Genomic DNA, 15,209 nt, shown 5'->3' with positions numbered 1-15,209 from the left:
TACAACAAGGTGAGTTTCTACCTTGATAAACCTTTCACTGCCGAGCAGATAAAAGCCTTTGAGCAGGCGCAACGTACGACAGGAAAGAAGAAACCAGCGGCAACCCCTACCGATGATTTGCCCGTAGTAAAGCAACTACTTTTGGATTTCTTTGCGGCAATGACCCAGTGGGAGGCTTTTGCGGCTAAAAGCGATGATACAGAAGAAGGTGAGCTTTTGGTAGAGGAAAAATGCAAAGCTCTCTTCCAAAAGTATTGTACCGACAAGCGCAGGGCGGGCTATCGTCCTGAAGGGATTCATTTTTCACTAAATGAAGGAGGTACTTATAGAGCGCATCAAATCATTGATAGTGAATTGGTAACTAGAAATAAAATATACCTCTATACCCAAAATAATCGTGATGATCAGTTTCGCTTTCTTATCACCAGAAAAGAGGGCGAGTGGCGAATTGACGAATGCCAAAGGCACGATGGGGGCTGGAGCAAATACGGACTACAATAATGAAAACAGCAAAACAACTTATAGAAGACGAACTTCAGAAAATAATTCATCAGCTTAAAGAAGTTTCTCTTTTGCAAGAGGAGAAACAAGCGCTTGTAAGTTATAAAAAGGAGCTAGAACAGCTATTGTTTCTTAAAAAACTTTCAGATACTTATCATTTGGAACCCGCAGCTATAGAGAGGATTATTGTATTGCCTCCGCCTCGTACAGATTTTGCTAGTTTTCGCATAGTAGATGATGCCGAAACGGAAGAAAAACGATGGTGGGAGGAGCTAAAGATAGAAAATGAACCCCTTTGGCTTTGTGAAGGAGATATTTTGATTAAGAAAAGATAATTCAAAATATAAATACAACGAAAGATATATCCTAAGTATCTTAGCATCAGCGGCTGGAAAATAGAGCCATTTCGGTATAATAAATTTTACGGAATTGCCTTTAGAAAAAGCAACTAAATGAACGCCTTGCAAAAAAGATTAGCACAAATAGGAACCAAGCCTCATGAAAACGGCTTGTGCGACGCAATAGTATATGAAGACGCAAAAGACCAATGTTGTTGGATTTACAACCGCTATTCTCATTGCGAATGGCTTAAGCACTATATGGCGTGCTATGCGGGAGTTAGCCGGGAAGAGGCTACTGAGAAATTAGCTCAAAATAGCCTGTTTACAACCCCACCTAAAGATCTTGATAATCTATTTTGCATTACGCACGAGCTCACCTATCATAACGCAATGGAGATAGCCAAAGGGCATAGGACACAACGCCCTGCGATACTAATGTTTTTTGGGAAGAACACGATGCTTGGTACGAATAAACTAAAGAAAAATATGGCTTAAATGAAGAATACGAGATGATTAAATTTAAAGACTAGGTTCGGGAAAAATAAAAGCAAGCAAAGAACGCTAAATAAGTTAGGTAAATTTAAGCTCTCATTTAAAATGCTGCCGTCTTTGCGCTAGCTCAAATTTTACGCCCCGACATTAGTCTAAATAAAACAAATTTAAACGAACGGGCAGGGCGAAAAACCAGTACCCGCAGGCTAAGACGGGGCAAGCAAGCTAAAACTACACTCCTAGCTGCGCCTTTACCTCGTCGCTTGCCATCTCGATACTCCACGCAGGCTCCCACACGAGGTCTATCTCGCACTCTTTTACGCCGTCGACATTCAGCACCGCCGTCTCTACCCAGCCCAGTATCATCTCATGCAGCGGGCATGAGCGCGTAGATAGCGTCATTGTGACCTTCGCCTTGCCGTTCTCGTCGCAAACCGCGTCGTAAATCAGCCCTAATGACACGATATCAAAGCCCACCTCGGGATCGACGATGTTTGAGAGCGCATCGTATATTTTTTCTTTCATTTTTCTTCCTTTACTCCAAATTTCGTAAATTTAAAAACATTTATCATATTTATCGCGACCAAAACGATGCTAACTAGCAGGCAAGCCACACCGCAGTGCGCGAGCGATTTTATCTCCAGCCAGACGCCAAGCTCATAAAGCATGAGACCAAGAGCATTAAAACCGATACCGATATATGCTGGCTTTTTAAGTATCATCTGATCTAGCAGCGGCACCTTTGTTTTACCCACAAAGGGCGCTACGTAGTGGTACCAGATGAGAAACGGCGCAATCTTGTAAAGATGAGCTGCGATGAAGGCGAACAAAAATCCGTAAATCAGCATAAACACCGCCATATCGTATCTATCCGCCGCAATCAATACGCAAAAAAGTACAAAGGCCGCGAGCGAAAGAGCGATATTAACGTTCCAGTAGTCATACGCCTTGCGAACGCGCTTTTTTAGGATATGTAGCGCCTCGGCGACGAAGCAAACGATCGCCGCTCCAAATGCAAAGTACGCATAAATTTCGCTAAAAAAGAGCAAAACGCCGGCAAAAATATAAAATCCGAAGGCAAATTTGCTAAGCGTAAATTTTAGATCGTGCGCCAGGGCAAACATCGGTAGCAGCACGGTCGCCACGCCGACGATGATGAAAAAAACAAAGCCGAGCACGAAATATACGTGAAATTTAAGCGCGAACATAAAATCCATCGGCAAAGTGCCCGAAAGTATCATCAAAAGGCAAAATCCAAGCGAGATGCCGGCGAGTAAAAATATCGCCGAAACAAAAAGCATAAAGGCCGCGAAGCTCTTTTTTTCATTGTCCATAAAGCTAACGATATAGGTCGTGCCAAAAAAAAGCAGCGCGAGAAAAAGCGCCATGCCGCCGCCGTGTATGAAGCCCGTTTTGCCGCTGATCATCCCGTAGCTCATCGACGCTACGCCCATGCAGTAAAGGGCTAAATTTGCCACCGCGCCCTTGATCGTCGAAAACGGCTTTTCTAAAATCACCGAAGTGAGCTGATAAAGCGCGCCGATGATGATGCTCATCACAAATCCGACGAAAAATATATGTAAAAATCCCGCCGTCTCAAGCCCAGCTATCGTCTCAAAATCAGCCGCGAAAAAGGCGGGAATACTCGCGATCAAAAAGCAAATGCCCGCGATAAAATAACCGCCCACTAGCTTAAAAGGCGGCGCAAAGGTGTTCAAAAGCATAGCCTATCTCAGTGGCAAAGGCTTGTGTCTACGTTTTTGACGTCTGCGCCTTGTTTTAGGCTAAAAGTCATCTTGACCGCCCCACCCTCTAAATCCTCGCGCTCGATGTCAAACTGCTCCGCAATTTTAGGGATCAGTCCGGCTGGGAATTTATGATTTACCATCACGATTTTGGTGTTTCGGTTTGCAAATTTGATTGCTATCAGCGCATTTACCATAGGCTCTGGCGGTACGCAGGGACGGCTGTCAAAACCGACGAAATCCACGCCGCCTTGGCTATATCTATAAAACGGAACCGTCGCGCCTTCGGCGTTAAACTGCTCGGCGCCTTTGAAAAAATCGCTCATTTTTTATCCTTGTTTTAAATTTGGATAATTATACTCTTATTTTTCGCGCGGGCGTCTTGACCTTGCTTAAGTAGTTTGGATTAATATACTGCAACGTAAAATAAATAAAATTTCAATTTATTTTAAGTGAGGGGGATAAAATACGCCTACAAATTTAACGTAAAGGATAAAAATGAGTTTATATCTTGCTTTAAAAGATAAGCTTCCAAACGATGCTTTTTATATGAAGGATAAGCTAGACGGCTTAAGCGACGACAAGGCAAGAGCCGTATCGATACTAAATTTAAAAAGCCCGGTAGTCGGCCTGGCGCTTGGACTTTGCTTTGGGGCTTTTGGCGTGGATAGATTTTATAAAGGCGATATTTTGCTAGGCGCTTTAAAGCTTATAACGCTAGGAGGCCTTGGTTTTTGGGCGTTAGCGGATTTATATTTCGTCTATAACGGTATCAAAAAAGATAATCTAGAACTATTAAATTCAGCCATCATGTAAAAAATGAAAAATATACTGCTAATAAATGAATTAAAATCGAGGCTACCGTCAAATTTATATACCGAGCTCGTGATAAGTAAAAGGCTTGAGGAGCTAGACGATGCCCAAAGCTCGCAGCTGGTAGCCGATGCGTCGTATATGAAAAAGCCGACTTTAGTTTGGGTTTTTGCTCTGTTGTTCGGGTGTTTTGGAGGGCACAGATTTTACGTAAACAGTCCGGTAATCGGCATTGTTTTTATAGTGCTTACGTTTTTGGTATTTGCCGCAGCCGTTCCTCGTCCAGACTCCGGCATAGACAATTTATTTACGCTTATTTTGTTAGCCGCGATCATAGACGGTGTGCTGCTATCTAAAAAAATAGCGGCTAAAAACTACGAAAAAGTAGCGCATATACTAGAGAAGAATGCCCGTTAAGCAGCTTAGTAAATTTCCAAAATATAGTTTGTATTTGGTAGCGGATAAATTTAACTCGCTAAATGAGAGACAACAAGAGGCATTAAATTTAACCGACTTTAAAAATCCGTTCGTCACGCTTGCTTTGGGGCTATTTTTAGGAGTGATTGGAGCCGATAGATTTTATATCGGCTCTATCGGTATCGGCGCTTTAAAGGCGCTTGCGCTATTTTTTATATTTGCGGCAGTCGGCATCATAGAGGCGGTTTATGAGGGCAAAGCGATGAGCGATAGCGAGTATATCGTCGCTCTAGGTATTGCCGTGCTTGTTTTAATGTTTTATTTCATCTTAGCAGTCGTTGATGCATTTTTATCTTTTAAGGCTTGCAAAGAGAAAAATTTACAAACTCTCGTTGAAATTTTAGAAATTTATAAATAAAAATCTCATCTAAAAATAAACCAAGTTGCTACTAAAATAAAATCAAAAGTAGACCCAAAAAGGCGCCGAATTTATCGCCGAGCGGTAGCGACGGTACAATCTCTTACCGCCTTAGCAGTACTGCTTGTAGCCTTTATCGCAAAGCAGTTTTTTGCCCTCTTGTTTTAGGATTTCGTTTTTACTCTCGCCCCTATAGGTCGAGTTTTGGTCGCTGCCGACCTTTTGTCCGTTTACATAGATGTCCGCTGCAAATAATCCCGTCAAAAACGCCAAAAAAATCAAAATTCGCTTCATAAATCGCTTTCAATAAAATTTAATCTCCAAGATGCAAGCAAATCGCAGTCCAAATTTAAGGACGAGAACGTAAAATTTAGGATTTAAACTTGCTACGAATTTTAAATCTTAGCGTCATCTTTGAAAAACTGACGTATGTAGTTTAAATTTGCTACCGCTAGCAGTAGTTTATGCCTCTACGGTTTTAAATTTATAAATTTACACGTCGCTTAAATTTGATATACTGGTATGTGCCGTAGACCGACTCGGTTACGCCTAGGCCGCGACGGTCTAAAAATCTCCTTGTAACTCTTTGGCTTTGATTATTTGTCTAAGATATCGCTTTTATGAATTTTATATTTTCATACCGAGGCGTATCTGCGGCGTATCTGTGCGAAGGCATTTTAATTTAGCCAGTCATCGCTAAGATCCATAAAATCCGCTTCGTCATAGGCGTCATATCCGTCTTCTATGTTATCTAAAATATCGGCGTATTTTTATTCTTCTTTTATCGGAATACTACTTTTATGAAATTTTATATCGAGGTATATCTGTGCGAAGGCATTTTAATTTAGCCAGTCATCGCTAAGATCCATAAAATTCACCTCGTCATATATGCGTGCTCGCTTTTAAAACATCTATTTTCGCTCATCGGTTTTCAAAACTGTTTAAATGCACGTTTTGCAAAGCCCCGGTAGCGGCCGATTACCGCTAGCACGTTTCACTCTCGCAGGTAACGCGTCCGTCCAGACGAGGCCATTTGCAGCTTAGCCGTGGACAGGTATAAAGCGCATAGACTATTTGCAATCCAAATCAATTACGCCGTAGCCGCACAAGCCTTGACGAAAAATAAGGTAAATTTTATCGTTCGTGCGGCGTAATAGACTAAAATTCGGCTCGACCTTCTATACTTTATCGGCTCTTTAGTCGCTTTTTGTATTCGTCAAGTAGGGTATATTTGCCGCCCTATAAATTTAACTTGCTTGTCTTGATTTTGTATGCGTCTTATATTTGTCGTCTGGGTCGGTAAAGCTATGTTCTTAAAAATTTTGATTTTAAAAAAGCGTTTGCTTTTTTCAAGGCGGGCTTAGTAGGACTCTTGGTTTAAGGCATTTGGCATGTGTTTTTTGGGTTTTGCAGATTGCGGAATTTTATAAAGGGGCGTTAAATTTTAAGATTAACTATTTTTGATTTGCGCTACGCAATGCTGTATGATTGAATTTAGAAAGGATTGGAAGACCAATCCTTTTATCAATCCATCTGATTTCTAATGTAGGTTGGAGCGTCCAATACTGCAGATGCTTCTTCGCTGTTGTAGCCGCCGCTTACTTTTAGCTGACTTATTCTTTGTTCTAGGTATGGATTTCTAGAGTTTAAAGATGCTTGACTGGGAGTAGGTGCCGGAGTAGGAGCTTTTTCCTCCTTGCCTTTAAAACCGGTTGCTATGATGGTAACTTGAACTTTATCCTCCATACTCTCGCTACTCGTAGTGCCTAGTATGATATCGGCATCGTCATCTACGCACGCTCTAATGATAGCCATCGCATCGTCTATATCGCCAAACGGGCAGTCCGGGTGAAATTTGAAGTGTACTAGGATGCCTACGGCTCCATTTATGGTAACGTCGCTTAATAACGGAGACTGGATAGCGTTTTTAACGGCTTCTTGAGCTGCGCCGTCGCCGTTTGACTCGCCTATACCTAGTAAAGCCATACCGCGATGTTCCATGACTTTTTTTACGTCGGCAAAGTCGGAGTTTATGTCGCTATCGCCGGATTCTAGCACGATAGTACACATGCCGCTGACTGCGCGCGCCAAGACGTCGTCGACTATTTTAAAGCTTTCTTTGATACCGGCTCTTTTATCTATGATGCTTCTTAACTTTTGATTTGGTATTACGATTATGGAATCAGACTCTTTTTTTAGCTCGTCAAGGCCTTTTTGGGCTAGGTTATAGCGCTTTTTACCCTCGAAATCAAACGGCATCGTAACGACGGCGACCGTTAAAGCACCGATATCTTTGGCTATTCTAGCTATCACGGGAGCTGCGCCGGTACCGGTTCCTCCGCCTAAGCCGGCAGCTATGAAAACGATATCCGAATACTCTAAAATGCTAGTTATCTCTTCTTCGCTTTCTAATGCAGCTTTTTTGCCTACGTCAGGTTCCATGCCTGCGCCAAGCCCTTTAGTAATCTTTTCTCCAAGCTGCAGCTTAGTAAATGCAGATGAGCTACCCAGCGCCTTTATATCGGTATTTGCGACGATAAGATCTATATCCATCTCATCGCCTTTTTCCCTTATGATATGATTTATCATATTACAACCGCCGCCGCCTACGCCTATAACCTTTATCTTTGCGCCGTATGAAGACTTTTTCTCTTCAACCGTGAAGTTACCCTTATCCATTTACCCAAATCTCCTTTAAAATAGTTGTGTTATTTTGTTCCAAAGTACGGAAAAAAAGCTAGGCTTCTTTTCTTTTTTGTCGTTTAAATCTTCGTTTAGTTCGTCTTTTAACGTTCTATCGTCGTCTATCCTTAGATCATCTATATAGCTATCATCCAGCGTCGTCCCTTTAAAAATTTTCTTATCTAGCTCTTCTACGCTTTTTGTACCGCTATCGTTTTGCATAGCGATATCTTTGAGGTTTTTGTTTTTAACTACTACCTCGTCTTTATAGCGCATCTTCTTTTCTGAGTCTATCTCATAGGGCGTAAAATATCCTGCACCGTACATACAAAGCCCTATCGCGCAAGAGTTTGCCGGATCTCTTAGTATCTCGTAAAGCCCCTCCATCTCTTTAGGTTTTGCTATGCGTACGGGCATATTTTTAAAAAAAACATCTGCAAATTCTTTGATGCCCTCGAATTTAGTCATACCTCCGGTTAGCACTACGCCTGCGGCTATGGACGATTTGTATCCGCTATCTTCTAGCATTTTGGCCAATATCATAAGCGTCTCTTCTATCCTTGCGTATATAACTTTTGAGATAACGTCAAGCGAGACCTCTTGAGTTTTGCCGTCATCGTTGATAGGCGGTATCTCTACTAATTCGTTAGTTTTGGCAGTATCTAGAAGCGCGCCGTAGTTTAGCTTTATCTCCTCGGCTTTTAGGATCGGCGTGTGAAGCGCAGCCGAGAGATCGTTGGTGATATTTGCCGAACCTATACCTAAAAACTCGTTGTATCTTATCGAATTTCCGGAATGTACTATCATATTGCAAGTAGCTCCGCCCATATCGATTAGGGCTACGCCTAGATCCTTTTCGTCCTGATTGAGGGTAGCAATAGCCGAAGCGTAGCTGGAAAGTACGATATTATCAGGTTCGACGCCGGCTAAATTTAACGCTTTTCTAAGATTGCTTAGAGATGATTTTTGCGCCATTATGATATGAGTTTGCACCTCAAGCCTACTACCGTTCATACCCAAGGGATCTTCTATGTGCTCTTGGTCGTCTACTTTAAAATTATACGGCAGTATATGAAGCTTTTCGTAGTCGCTATGAATTTGCGCTCTTCGCTCGGATTCAGACATTGAACGCTGTATCTCTTTTATACCTATTTCATACGTCGGGATATTTACCACCCCGTTGCTCTCTACGCTTTTGGTGTAGGCTCCCGATATCGATACTACCACCTTTTCATATCGAGTGCCGGCTATCCTCTGGGCATCGACTAAGGCGCTTTTTATTGATTTTGAAGCTAGTTCGATATTGGTTATCACGCCTTTTTTTATGCCCTGCGTTTTGGCATTTCCTATGCCGATTATCTTTAGACCCGTGTCGTCGTGTTGCGCTATTACGGCGCAAATTTGAACCGAGCCTACGTCGATACCTAAAATTTTAGTACTCAAATCAATACCTTTTTATTTTTTACTAACGTAATATTCTACTTTATATCTCTTGGCTAGCGCCGTACTCAAATCTCTCATCAGCTCGCTATTTTTTAGGTAGCTTGATTGCTGGGCGATGATGTCTTTATATTCGCTCTCTTTATCGCGATTTATTAAATTTTGCTCTAGTATTTCGTAAACTACGGCTTTATTATCAATCATTACGTAGTCTTTTTTAGCGCTTTTGCCAAATAACTTGCTAACAAATACGTTAAATTCCCCTTCCGTTAGTCCGCCTTGAGCTTTTACGGCGTCTCTGCCGATAAAGCCTATGTCAATGCCTTTAAAGCCGTTTTTAAGCAGTTCTTTAGCTTTAGCTTCCACTATTTCTTTAGTCTTTTGTTCTTTGTAAAGCTCTAAAATTTGCTCCCTAGCTTCTTCAAAACTCATTATTCTCGGAGCTATTACCTCTTTTACTTTTACTATCATATACCCATCGTCGTATTCAAACGGTTTTAGCGTTTCGCCGGTTTTGACGAGTTTTAGTTCATCTATAGGTAGACTTGCGTTATCTTCCAGAGTCGAGATAGTCGTGCCTGCTTCGCTTTCGCCCTTTTTAATTTTTAAATACTCTTCTAGCGCGATTTTTTTAGTTTGCTTTAGGTTAAAGTCCTTTAAAACCTCGTCTTTAACTGCTTCAAAATCTTTTATTTTGTCGTCGCTACCTTTATACTCGTTTTTATTTTCGTCATAAAACGCTCTTAACTCCGTAGCATTTGCTTCGCTGGTTATGGCCGGGATAAATTTAGTATCGAGCTTAAACTCCGTCATGGTTTTATACTCGTTTTTATGTTCTTCCCAGAGCGTTTTTACGGCATCTTCGTCTATTTTTATCTCATTGTCGTCGGCCTCTACGACTTGCATGGAGATTCTATCTTGCATTAAATAACTCGCCAAAAGCATATCGGTATCTTGCTTTTTGGTCGGGATATTTAGCGCGTGTCTTAGCTTGTCTAGCAGGATTACGTTTTTTAGGCTTTCTTCGTATTCGCTCTGAGGTATTCTGGCTCTTTTTAGCGTATTTTTATACAGCTCTTTATCAAATTTGCCGTTAGTATGGAAATTTTGATCCGCGATGATATATTTTACTATATCTTCGTCGTTTACTCCAAGACCCAAATCATCAGCAAAATTTAAGAATAAAGCATCATTTACTAACGATTCTAAAGCCAAATTTTCAAGCTTAAGATTAGCGGCTTCTTCTTCGCTTAGATGTCCGTCGGCAAGCTGGCTATAATATGCGTGAAATTGTCCGTATTTATTTTGAAACTCTTGGATGCTTATATTTCTGTGTCCTACTTTTGCGACGGAGCCGGAGCGGCTCGCGTTGAGGTCATAGGCCCCCCAGCCCACGAAACCCGCCCCGACGAAAGCTATCGTGCTTATCCATATCGTCACGACAAGGTATTTTCTGTGTTTTTGCATCCAAGTTATCATTTAAATTTCCCTTGTAAATTTCATAAAAATTTTATGCAATATTTTACTTAAATTTCGTAAATATCACCTTAAAAACGAGGTTTGAAGGCAAAATTTTTAAGTCGCGATAATACAAACTAAACTTTGCCTAATTATTTTGCGATTCGTAAGAATGCGCAATGCTTAGTAGCTTACAAGTATTCTCAAGGATTGCGACGTCTTTTGCCAGCTGATAAGGCGTCCTACTATGCACGTATACGCCGTATCCTTTGATAACCATCACGTTAGTTTTATTTTCTAGCATATAGCGGTATATCTCGGTGTCGGCGCGCTCGTACCAGTCCTCAAACTGCTTTGGATCGTATATGGGTATCTCGCTGCGTCTCATATAGCCAAAGTAATCCCTCGGTCGTATAAAGGCGTGCCCTAGGGTGTATGCTGTTAGATAGTGCGGCATGGCGTAGCAGACGTATTTGGCCTCGTTTATATTTTTGTATATATTTAGATGGATATCCGCATCTATACTCGCGTCGTTCCAGCGGTAATCCCTTTTGGAATTTAGCATTATCAAGTCTTCTTCTCTAACATTATCAAAAATCGTAGTCCTTTTATTTATCAAAAAAGAATCATGCTGAATCCTAGCTGAAATAGAGCCGTGAAAGACTCCGAAAAAGTTTTTTCTAAACATCGAAAGAGCGATGTTGCTGATCTCGCTTGCGCAGTATTTTAAGTCCATTTTAACCTTTTATAAACTTTTTTTGTTATTATACACAAAAAATAAAGGCTAAATTTGAACTCCCCACACGTTCCCGTGCTACTTGATGAAGTTTTGCGAGCTTTTGAGGATATAAAAAGCGGCGCGATCGTTGATTGTACGCTCGGATACGGCGGGCATTCCGGCGCGATTTTAGAACAAAATCAAAATGTAAATTTAATTGCCTGCGACCAAGATGAAGAAGCGATTAAATTTAGCTTTGAAAGACTGAAAAAATTCGGTCAAAGAGCACAAATTTTTAAGAGTAAATTTTCAGAAATTTTAGGCAAAGTAGAGCAGGGGCAAATCCGCGGTATCTTAGCTGATATCGGCGTTTCGTCGCTGCAGCTAGATAAAAACGAGCGAGGATTTGGCTTAAAAAGCGAAAATTTAGATATGCGCATGGACGCGCAGGCTAAATTTTCAGCTTACGACGTAGTAAATTCTTATAGCGCGCGCGAGCTGGAGCGTATCTTTGAGGACTACGGCGAGCTGCCAAACCCCGCTAAATTTGCCGCTAAAATAGTAGAAGCAAGGCAAAACGGCGAGATAAAAAGCGCCGAACGCCTCGCGCAAATAATCGGGCTAAAGGGCATAAACGGACGTAGCGTTAGCGCGGCGACGTTAGCTTTTCAGGCGATAAGGATAGAGGTAAACAACGAACTTGGCGAGCTGCAAAATTTGCTCCAAAGTATCGAGGATTCGCAGATCGACGAGTGCGTCGTGGCGATAATCAGCTTTCACTCGCTAGAAGATCGCATCGTGAAAAATAAATTTAGGCAATGGGCGCAAAGCTGCATTTGTCCGCCGCAAGCTCTAAGATGCACGTGCGGAGGGGATAACGCGCTGGGTAAAATCGTTAGCAAAAAAGCAGTAACGCCGTGCGCTGCCGAGATTAAGGCAAATCCGCGCTCAAGCTGCGCAAAAATGAGGATTTTTAAAATTTCAAGAGGTAAAAATGCAAGATAAAAAGGAGCTTTTAGAGTTTAGCAGCGACAAACCGAAAAAGGAGCAGAATTTAGACTTTAGGACGTTAGTATCGGCGTATGCGGCGCTTTTTATCGCGCTTGCTTTGTTTTTGCCTAAAATTTACATAACGAATCAAATTTATTACATTAGCCGCGAAATCGGCGATCTAAGCGGCAAACGCGACGTCTTGCTAGAAGAAAACAGAGAACTTCGCCTAAAACTTGAAAGGATGAAATATAAAAATCAAATTTTAGATCCGCTTACCTTAAAATAACTAATTTCCAGCCTCAGACTGCGCGACTAGGCGCTCCAGGACGTACTGCTCCAAATCCTTGCGCGGGATTTCGTTTTTTACCGCTTCGTTGTAGATCATCTCGACTTTCGTGGAGTATTTTTCATAGCTAAAATACGGAAAATGCACACTCCAAGCTTTTTTTATAAGCTCCTTGCTTATGGCTTTTCTCGCCCAAATTTTAAACATATCAAAGCCGATAAAAACGGCTGAAGTGCCCACCACCGCGCTAACGATCGAGAGGTGAAAGTCAAGTTTGGTAAAAAGACGGTGCGTCAAAAGCAGTAAAATAAAAAATACTACAAAGCACAAAAGCCCGTAAACTAGGTAGGTTTTTGCGTAGCGAAATTTAAAATTTAGCTTAGCAGGATCAATCAACATGCCTTCGTTAAAAAGGCAGTTAGCCTCAAGCAGATCGCGAAACAGCACGGGTTGCTTTGAGATAACGAATATATTTTCTAGGATCAAATTTTTTAGCGCGTTATTTTTCATCTTTTTGATTATCCTTAAATTTAGCCTCAATTATATCAAAAACTTCGTAATCCAAGCTAAAATTTGGACTTAAGGCAACGCTTTTTTAAGAGTATTTGAGCTAAAATTACTTAAATTTTAAGGAGAAAAAATGAACGGAATAGTATATCTAAACGGCGAATTTATAGACGCGGCGGCGGCTAAAGTTAGCGCATTTGACCGTGGATTTATCTTTGGCGACGGCATATACGAGGTCGTGCCGGTGCTAAACGGACGGCTCGTGGATAGAGAGGATTTTTGGGAGAGATTTGAGAGGAGTTTGGCTGCGATCGAGCTAAGCTTGCCGCTTTCAAAGAGCGATTTTGGGGGCGTTTTAGAGGAAGTAGTCTGGCGAAATAACCTAAAAGAAGGCGGCGTTTATATGCAGATCACCCGCGGCGTCGCAGACAGGGATTTTAAATTTATAAAAGGCTTAAAACCGACTTGTTTCGTGTTTTGCTACGAAAAAGATATCGTCGCAAACCCTGACGCCGCAACCGGCATCGAGGTCGTTAGCGTCGAGGATATCCGTTGGAAGCGCCGAGACATCAAGTCCATCTCGCTTCTGGCGCAGTGCTACGCCAAAGAACAAGCCGTAAAAGCCGGCGCCTATGAGGGATTCATGGTCGAAAACGGCTTTGTAACCGAGGCTACTAGCTCGTCTGCGTTTATCATAAAAGATAACGTCCTGATAACCAAACCGCTCTCAAACGAGATTTTGCCGGGCATTCGCCGCAAGGTGATTTTAGGTTTTGCCGAAAAGGCGGGGCTTGAGATCAGACAGCGACCGTTTACGATGCAGGATGTTTACGATGCTGACGAGGTGTTTATCTCGGCTGCGACTCTGCCGCTACTGCCCGTCGTCAAGGCTGACGGCAAGCCGATAAGCGGCGGCAAAGTCGGCAAATACGTGCCGATACTGCGTCAAATGTATATAGATAAGATCAAAAAAGAGGCCGGGCTTTAAGTTGCATTTTAACGTTTCGGGTCGGCTTTGTGTTTGCGCGGGTCGGCTCAAATTCGGCTAAATTTGCCGTCAGAAGCGTTAGTAAATTTAAGCTGAAATAACGCTTGCCGGACTATTAAATTTGGAACTAACGATGAAAAATAAACCAAAAATTTTAATCAGCGCCTGTTTGCTCGGCGAAAACTGCAAATATAACGGCGGCAATAACGCAGACGCGATTTGTGCAGGCGAGCTTGCTAAACTTAGACAAATTTACGAGCTAATCGTCGTTTGCCCGGAGTATTTGGGCGGACTAACGACCCCGCGCGAACCTGCCGAAATTTGCCCAAACGGACGGGTTTTAACCAAATTTAGCGGCCGCGACGTTACGCGAGAGTTTCTTTTAGGCGCGCAAATTTGCGCCGATATCGCCCGCGAAAACGGCTGTAAAATTGCTATTTTAAAAGAGCGAAGCCCAAGCTGCGGAAGCGGCGAGATATATGACGGAAGCTTTACCGGGCGGCTCGTTAGCAGCGACGGCCTAACCGCGGCGGCGCTAAAAAAAATTGGCGTTCGCATCGTCGGCGAAAGCGCGCTTGCGGAGCTAAATTTAGAAAAAGAAGCGCAAAATGGCTGAGTGGATAAACGTTAAAGATATAGCTGGCAGTGCGAAATTTTACGCCGGAGCGGCGATTAGAATAATGCCCGTGCCGCGCGGGCTGGAGGAGGGAAATTTTATCCCTGAAAACGGGCTTGTTTACCTTATCTCGGACAATGCTTCAGATAAGAGTTATTTTAACTGTGTCTGCCTAAACCGGGGTGAAGAAGGAAACGTGATCTGCCGCCTCTGGCGAGAGGGTGACTGCGTACTTGGAAGCGAGATCAAGCGGATGTTTGAAAGCAAGCCGCAAGAGGCGTTTATAAGTAAAAGTATCGAGATCGCGGTAACATAAGGCGGGAAAATTTAGCAGCTTTAGTCTGTTGGTAAAATTTGGTTTATGCTGCTAGCTAGCGGCGCAAAAGTTGTTATAAATTTATGCGTATCAAAATTTCTAGCGCGACTTTGAAAAATTTACCGCTTGAAATTTTATCTAAATTTTGCGGTAAGATTTTCGGAGCCTTTAGGTTTGGCATAATCAAAACGTAGCCCTAAAACAAACGCCAAGAAATTTGCAAGCGGCGCAAAATTTGTAAAAACTGTAAAATATGGGCGACGACAAAACGGCAAATAGCCGCCCTAAATTTAAAAAACGGCGGGTCAAATTTTATCGTAGTCCGTCTGGCTCGCGCAAAATTTACGAACTACAAAAATTATAAAACGTAGGCTAAACCAAAGTCGCTTCGGCGTCAAATTTAACCGCCCAGCCTATGCCCAAAGCTAAATTTAACAAACCGCAAAAAGGGTAGCGAGCCTCTTGCAATCGCTTGCAA

20 protein-coding genes are annotated in these 15,209 nt (G+C 42.3%); 11 read left to right on the top strand and 9 right to left on the bottom strand.

Translation table 11 applies throughout. The features are described from left to right. The 3 genes from QZ157_RS04585 to QZ157_RS04575 all read left to right on the top strand — a co-directional run. The coding region (locus QZ157_RS04585) for an NTF2 fold immunity protein (RefSeq protein ID WP_295142430.1) at nucleotides 1-501 on the top strand (501 nt) is incomplete at its 5' end. Beyond that, nucleotides 501-836, top strand: a complete 336-nt coding sequence (locus QZ157_RS04580; protein WP_295142427.1) for a hypothetical protein — start codon at nucleotides 501-503, stop codon at nucleotides 834-836. The genes QZ157_RS04585 and QZ157_RS04580, both read left to right, overlap by 1 nt. Before the next feature lie 117 nt (nucleotides 837-953). After that, a complete protein-coding gene (locus QZ157_RS04575) occupies nucleotides 954-1,337 on the top strand; it encodes a hypothetical protein (protein ID WP_295142424.1) in 384 nt (127 codons plus the stop codon). Nucleotides 1,338-1,565: 228 nt separating this feature from the next. On the opposite strand, the gene QZ157_RS04570 is transcribed toward QZ157_RS04575, so the two are convergent. Genes QZ157_RS04570 through QZ157_RS04560 form a run of 3 tightly spaced genes read right to left on the bottom strand, consistent with a single transcriptional unit; the run spans nucleotide 1,566 to nucleotide 3,405 of the window. After that, nucleotides 1,566-1,859 carry a metal-sulfur cluster assembly factor gene (locus QZ157_RS04570; RefSeq protein WP_295142421.1) on the bottom strand — a complete coding sequence of 98 codons (294 nt, stop codon included), beginning with the start codon at nucleotides 1,857-1,859 and terminating at the stop codon, nucleotides 1,566-1,568. Further along, nucleotides 1,856-3,058 (bottom strand): peptidase M50, encoded by a 1,203-nt coding sequence (locus QZ157_RS04565; protein ID WP_295142419.1) that lies wholly within the window; start codon nucleotides 3,056-3,058, stop codon nucleotides 1,856-1,858. Before QZ157_RS04565 ends, QZ157_RS04570 begins: the two co-directional genes overlap by 4 nt. 8 nt (nucleotides 3,059-3,066) lie before the next feature. Then, nucleotides 3,067-3,405: a hypothetical protein gene (locus tag QZ157_RS04560; protein WP_295142416.1), complete on the bottom strand. Its 339-nt coding sequence runs from the start codon at nucleotides 3,403-3,405 to the stop codon at nucleotides 3,067-3,069. 172 nt (nucleotides 3,406-3,577) lie between these two features. Between QZ157_RS04560 and QZ157_RS04555 the strand changes: the two genes are divergently transcribed. Genes QZ157_RS04555 through QZ157_RS04545 form a run of 3 tightly spaced genes read left to right on the top strand, consistent with a single transcriptional unit; the run spans nucleotide 3,578 to nucleotide 4,727 of the window. After that, entirely contained in the window at nucleotides 3,578-3,895 is a 318-nt protein-coding gene (locus QZ157_RS04555) for a TM2 domain-containing protein (protein WP_295142414.1), read from the top strand. 3 nt (nucleotides 3,896-3,898) lie between these two features. Beyond that, nucleotides 3,899-4,309, top strand: a complete 411-nt coding sequence (locus QZ157_RS04550; RefSeq protein WP_295142412.1) for a TM2 domain-containing protein — start codon at nucleotides 3,899-3,901, stop codon at nucleotides 4,307-4,309. After that, on the top strand, nucleotides 4,299-4,727 hold the full coding sequence (locus tag QZ157_RS04545) for a TM2 domain-containing protein (protein WP_295142410.1): 429 nt from the start codon (nucleotides 4,299-4,301) through the stop codon (nucleotides 4,725-4,727). Before QZ157_RS04550 ends, QZ157_RS04545 begins: the two co-directional genes overlap by 11 nt. Before the next feature lie 111 nt (nucleotides 4,728-4,838). On the opposite strand, the gene QZ157_RS04540 is transcribed toward QZ157_RS04545, so the two are convergent. From QZ157_RS04540 to QZ157_RS04520, 5 genes are all read right to left on the bottom strand, one after another. Further along, nucleotides 4,839-5,021 (bottom strand): hypothetical protein, encoded by a 183-nt coding sequence (locus tag QZ157_RS04540; protein WP_295142407.1) that lies wholly within the window; start codon nucleotides 5,019-5,021, stop codon nucleotides 4,839-4,841. 1,230 nt (nucleotides 5,022-6,251) lie between these two features. After that, nucleotides 6,252-7,406 (bottom strand): cell division protein FtsZ, encoded by a 1,155-nt coding sequence (ftsZ, locus tag QZ157_RS04535; RefSeq protein ID WP_295142404.1) that lies wholly within the window; start codon nucleotides 7,404-7,406, stop codon nucleotides 6,252-6,254. Nucleotides 7,407-7,421: 15 nt separating this feature from the next. Beyond that, nucleotides 7,422-8,852, bottom strand: coding sequence for a cell division protein FtsA (gene ftsA / locus QZ157_RS04530; protein WP_295142402.1), 1,431 nt, complete (start codon nucleotides 8,850-8,852; stop codon nucleotides 7,422-7,424). 12 nt (nucleotides 8,853-8,864) lie between these two features. Next, on the bottom strand, nucleotides 8,865-10,328 hold the full coding sequence (locus tag QZ157_RS04525; protein WP_295142400.1) for a peptidylprolyl isomerase: 1,464 nt from the start codon (nucleotides 10,326-10,328) through the stop codon (nucleotides 8,865-8,867). Nucleotides 10,329-10,455: 127 nt separating this feature from the next. Next, nucleotides 10,456-11,043: a class II aldolase and adducin N-terminal domain-containing protein gene (locus tag QZ157_RS04520; protein WP_295142398.1), complete on the bottom strand. Its 588-nt coding sequence runs from the start codon at nucleotides 11,041-11,043 to the stop codon at nucleotides 10,456-10,458. 54 nt (nucleotides 11,044-11,097) lie between these two features. On the opposite strand from QZ157_RS04520, the gene rsmH reads away from it, so the two are divergent. After that, nucleotides 11,098-12,030 carry a 16S rRNA (cytosine(1402)-N(4))-methyltransferase RsmH gene (gene rsmH / locus QZ157_RS04515; protein ID WP_295142397.1) on the top strand — a complete coding sequence of 311 codons (933 nt, stop codon included), beginning with the start codon at nucleotides 11,098-11,100 and terminating at the stop codon, nucleotides 12,028-12,030. Continuing rightward, complete coding sequence (locus tag QZ157_RS04510) at nucleotides 12,020-12,304, top strand: hypothetical protein (RefSeq protein ID WP_295142394.1); 285 nt, start codon at nucleotides 12,020-12,022, stop codon at nucleotides 12,302-12,304. Before rsmH ends, QZ157_RS04510 begins: the two co-directional genes overlap by 11 nt. Here the strand turns inward: QZ157_RS04510 and QZ157_RS04505 are convergent, their stop codons facing one another. Next, nucleotides 12,305-12,814, bottom strand: coding sequence for a hypothetical protein (locus QZ157_RS04505; protein WP_295142375.1), 510 nt, complete (start codon nucleotides 12,812-12,814; stop codon nucleotides 12,305-12,307). A gap of 130 nt (nucleotides 12,815-12,944) precedes the next feature. Between QZ157_RS04505 and QZ157_RS04500 the strand changes: the two genes are divergently transcribed. The 3 genes from QZ157_RS04500 (at nucleotide 12,945) to QZ157_RS04490 (ending at nucleotide 14,731) form a co-directional block, all read left to right on the top strand. Continuing rightward, a complete protein-coding gene (locus QZ157_RS04500) occupies nucleotides 12,945-13,799 on the top strand; it encodes a D-amino-acid transaminase (protein WP_295142372.1) in 855 nt (284 codons plus the stop codon). Nucleotides 13,800-13,932: 133 nt separating this feature from the next. Further along, nucleotides 13,933-14,415: a DUF523 domain-containing protein gene (locus QZ157_RS04495; RefSeq protein WP_295142369.1), complete on the top strand. Its 483-nt coding sequence runs from the start codon at nucleotides 13,933-13,935 to the stop codon at nucleotides 14,413-14,415. Beyond that, on the top strand, nucleotides 14,408-14,731 hold the full coding sequence (locus QZ157_RS04490) for a hypothetical protein (protein WP_295142366.1): 324 nt from the start codon (nucleotides 14,408-14,410) through the stop codon (nucleotides 14,729-14,731). Before QZ157_RS04495 ends, QZ157_RS04490 begins: the two co-directional genes overlap by 8 nt. Nucleotides 14,732-15,209 lie beyond the last annotated feature (478 nt).

The organism is uncultured Campylobacter sp. (assembly GCF_905372745.1).
Taxonomy (GTDB): Bacteria; Campylobacterota; Campylobacteria; order Campylobacterales; family Campylobacteraceae; genus Campylobacter_A.
The sequence above is the reverse complement of the archived record's forward strand: the minus strand, read 5'-3'. Positions and strand labels throughout refer to the sequence as shown.

What these genes read in the sequence shown, in the direction of transcription:
- QZ157_RS04550 (WP_295142412.1), top strand. Translation starts at nt 3,899, where the DNA reads ATGAAAAATATACTGCTAATAAATGAATTAAAATCGAGGCTACCGTCA.
- QZ157_RS04560 (WP_295142416.1), bottom strand. Translation starts at nt 3,405, where the DNA reads ATGAGCGATTTTTTCAAAGGCGCCGAGCAGTTTAACGCCGAAGGCGCG.
- QZ157_RS04545 (WP_295142410.1), top strand. Translation starts at nt 4,299, where the DNA reads ATGCCCGTTAAGCAGCTTAGTAAATTTCCAAAATATAGTTTGTATTTG.
- QZ157_RS04555 (WP_295142414.1), top strand. Translation starts at nt 3,578, where the DNA reads ATGAGTTTATATCTTGCTTTAAAAGATAAGCTTCCAAACGATGCTTTT.
- QZ157_RS04570 (WP_295142421.1), bottom strand. Translation starts at nt 1,859, where the DNA reads ATGAAAGAAAAAATATACGATGCGCTCTCAAACATCGTCGATCCCGAG.
- QZ157_RS04525 (WP_295142400.1), bottom strand. Translation starts at nt 10,328, where the DNA reads ATGATAACTTGGATGCAAAAACACAGAAAATACCTTGTCGTGACGATA.
- ftsZ (WP_295142404.1), bottom strand. Translation starts at nt 7,406, where the DNA reads ATGGATAAGGGTAACTTCACGGTTGAAGAGAAAAAGTCTTCATACGGC.
- QZ157_RS04580 (WP_295142427.1), top strand. Translation starts at nt 501, where the DNA reads ATGAAAACAGCAAAACAACTTATAGAAGACGAACTTCAGAAAATAATT.
- QZ157_RS04575 (WP_295142424.1), top strand. Translation starts at nt 954, where the DNA reads ATGAACGCCTTGCAAAAAAGATTAGCACAAATAGGAACCAAGCCTCAT.
- QZ157_RS04510 (WP_295142394.1), top strand. Translation starts at nt 12,020, where the DNA reads ATGCAAGATAAAAAGGAGCTTTTAGAGTTTAGCAGCGACAAACCGAAA.
- QZ157_RS04565 (WP_295142419.1), bottom strand. Translation starts at nt 3,058, where the DNA reads ATGCTTTTGAACACCTTTGCGCCGCCTTTTAAGCTAGTGGGCGGTTAT.
- QZ157_RS04505 (WP_295142375.1), bottom strand. Translation starts at nt 12,814, where the DNA reads ATGAAAAATAACGCGCTAAAAAATTTGATCCTAGAAAATATATTCGTT.
- QZ157_RS04520 (WP_295142398.1), bottom strand. Translation starts at nt 11,043, where the DNA reads ATGGACTTAAAATACTGCGCAAGCGAGATCAGCAACATCGCTCTTTCG.
- QZ157_RS04540 (WP_295142407.1), bottom strand. Translation starts at nt 5,021, where the DNA reads ATGAAGCGAATTTTGATTTTTTTGGCGTTTTTGACGGGATTATTTGCA.
- QZ157_RS04490 (WP_295142366.1), top strand. Translation starts at nt 14,408, where the DNA reads ATGGCTGAGTGGATAAACGTTAAAGATATAGCTGGCAGTGCGAAATTT.
- QZ157_RS04495 (WP_295142369.1), top strand. Translation starts at nt 13,933, where the DNA reads ATGAAAAATAAACCAAAAATTTTAATCAGCGCCTGTTTGCTCGGCGAA.
- QZ157_RS04500 (WP_295142372.1), top strand. Translation starts at nt 12,945, where the DNA reads ATGAACGGAATAGTATATCTAAACGGCGAATTTATAGACGCGGCGGCG.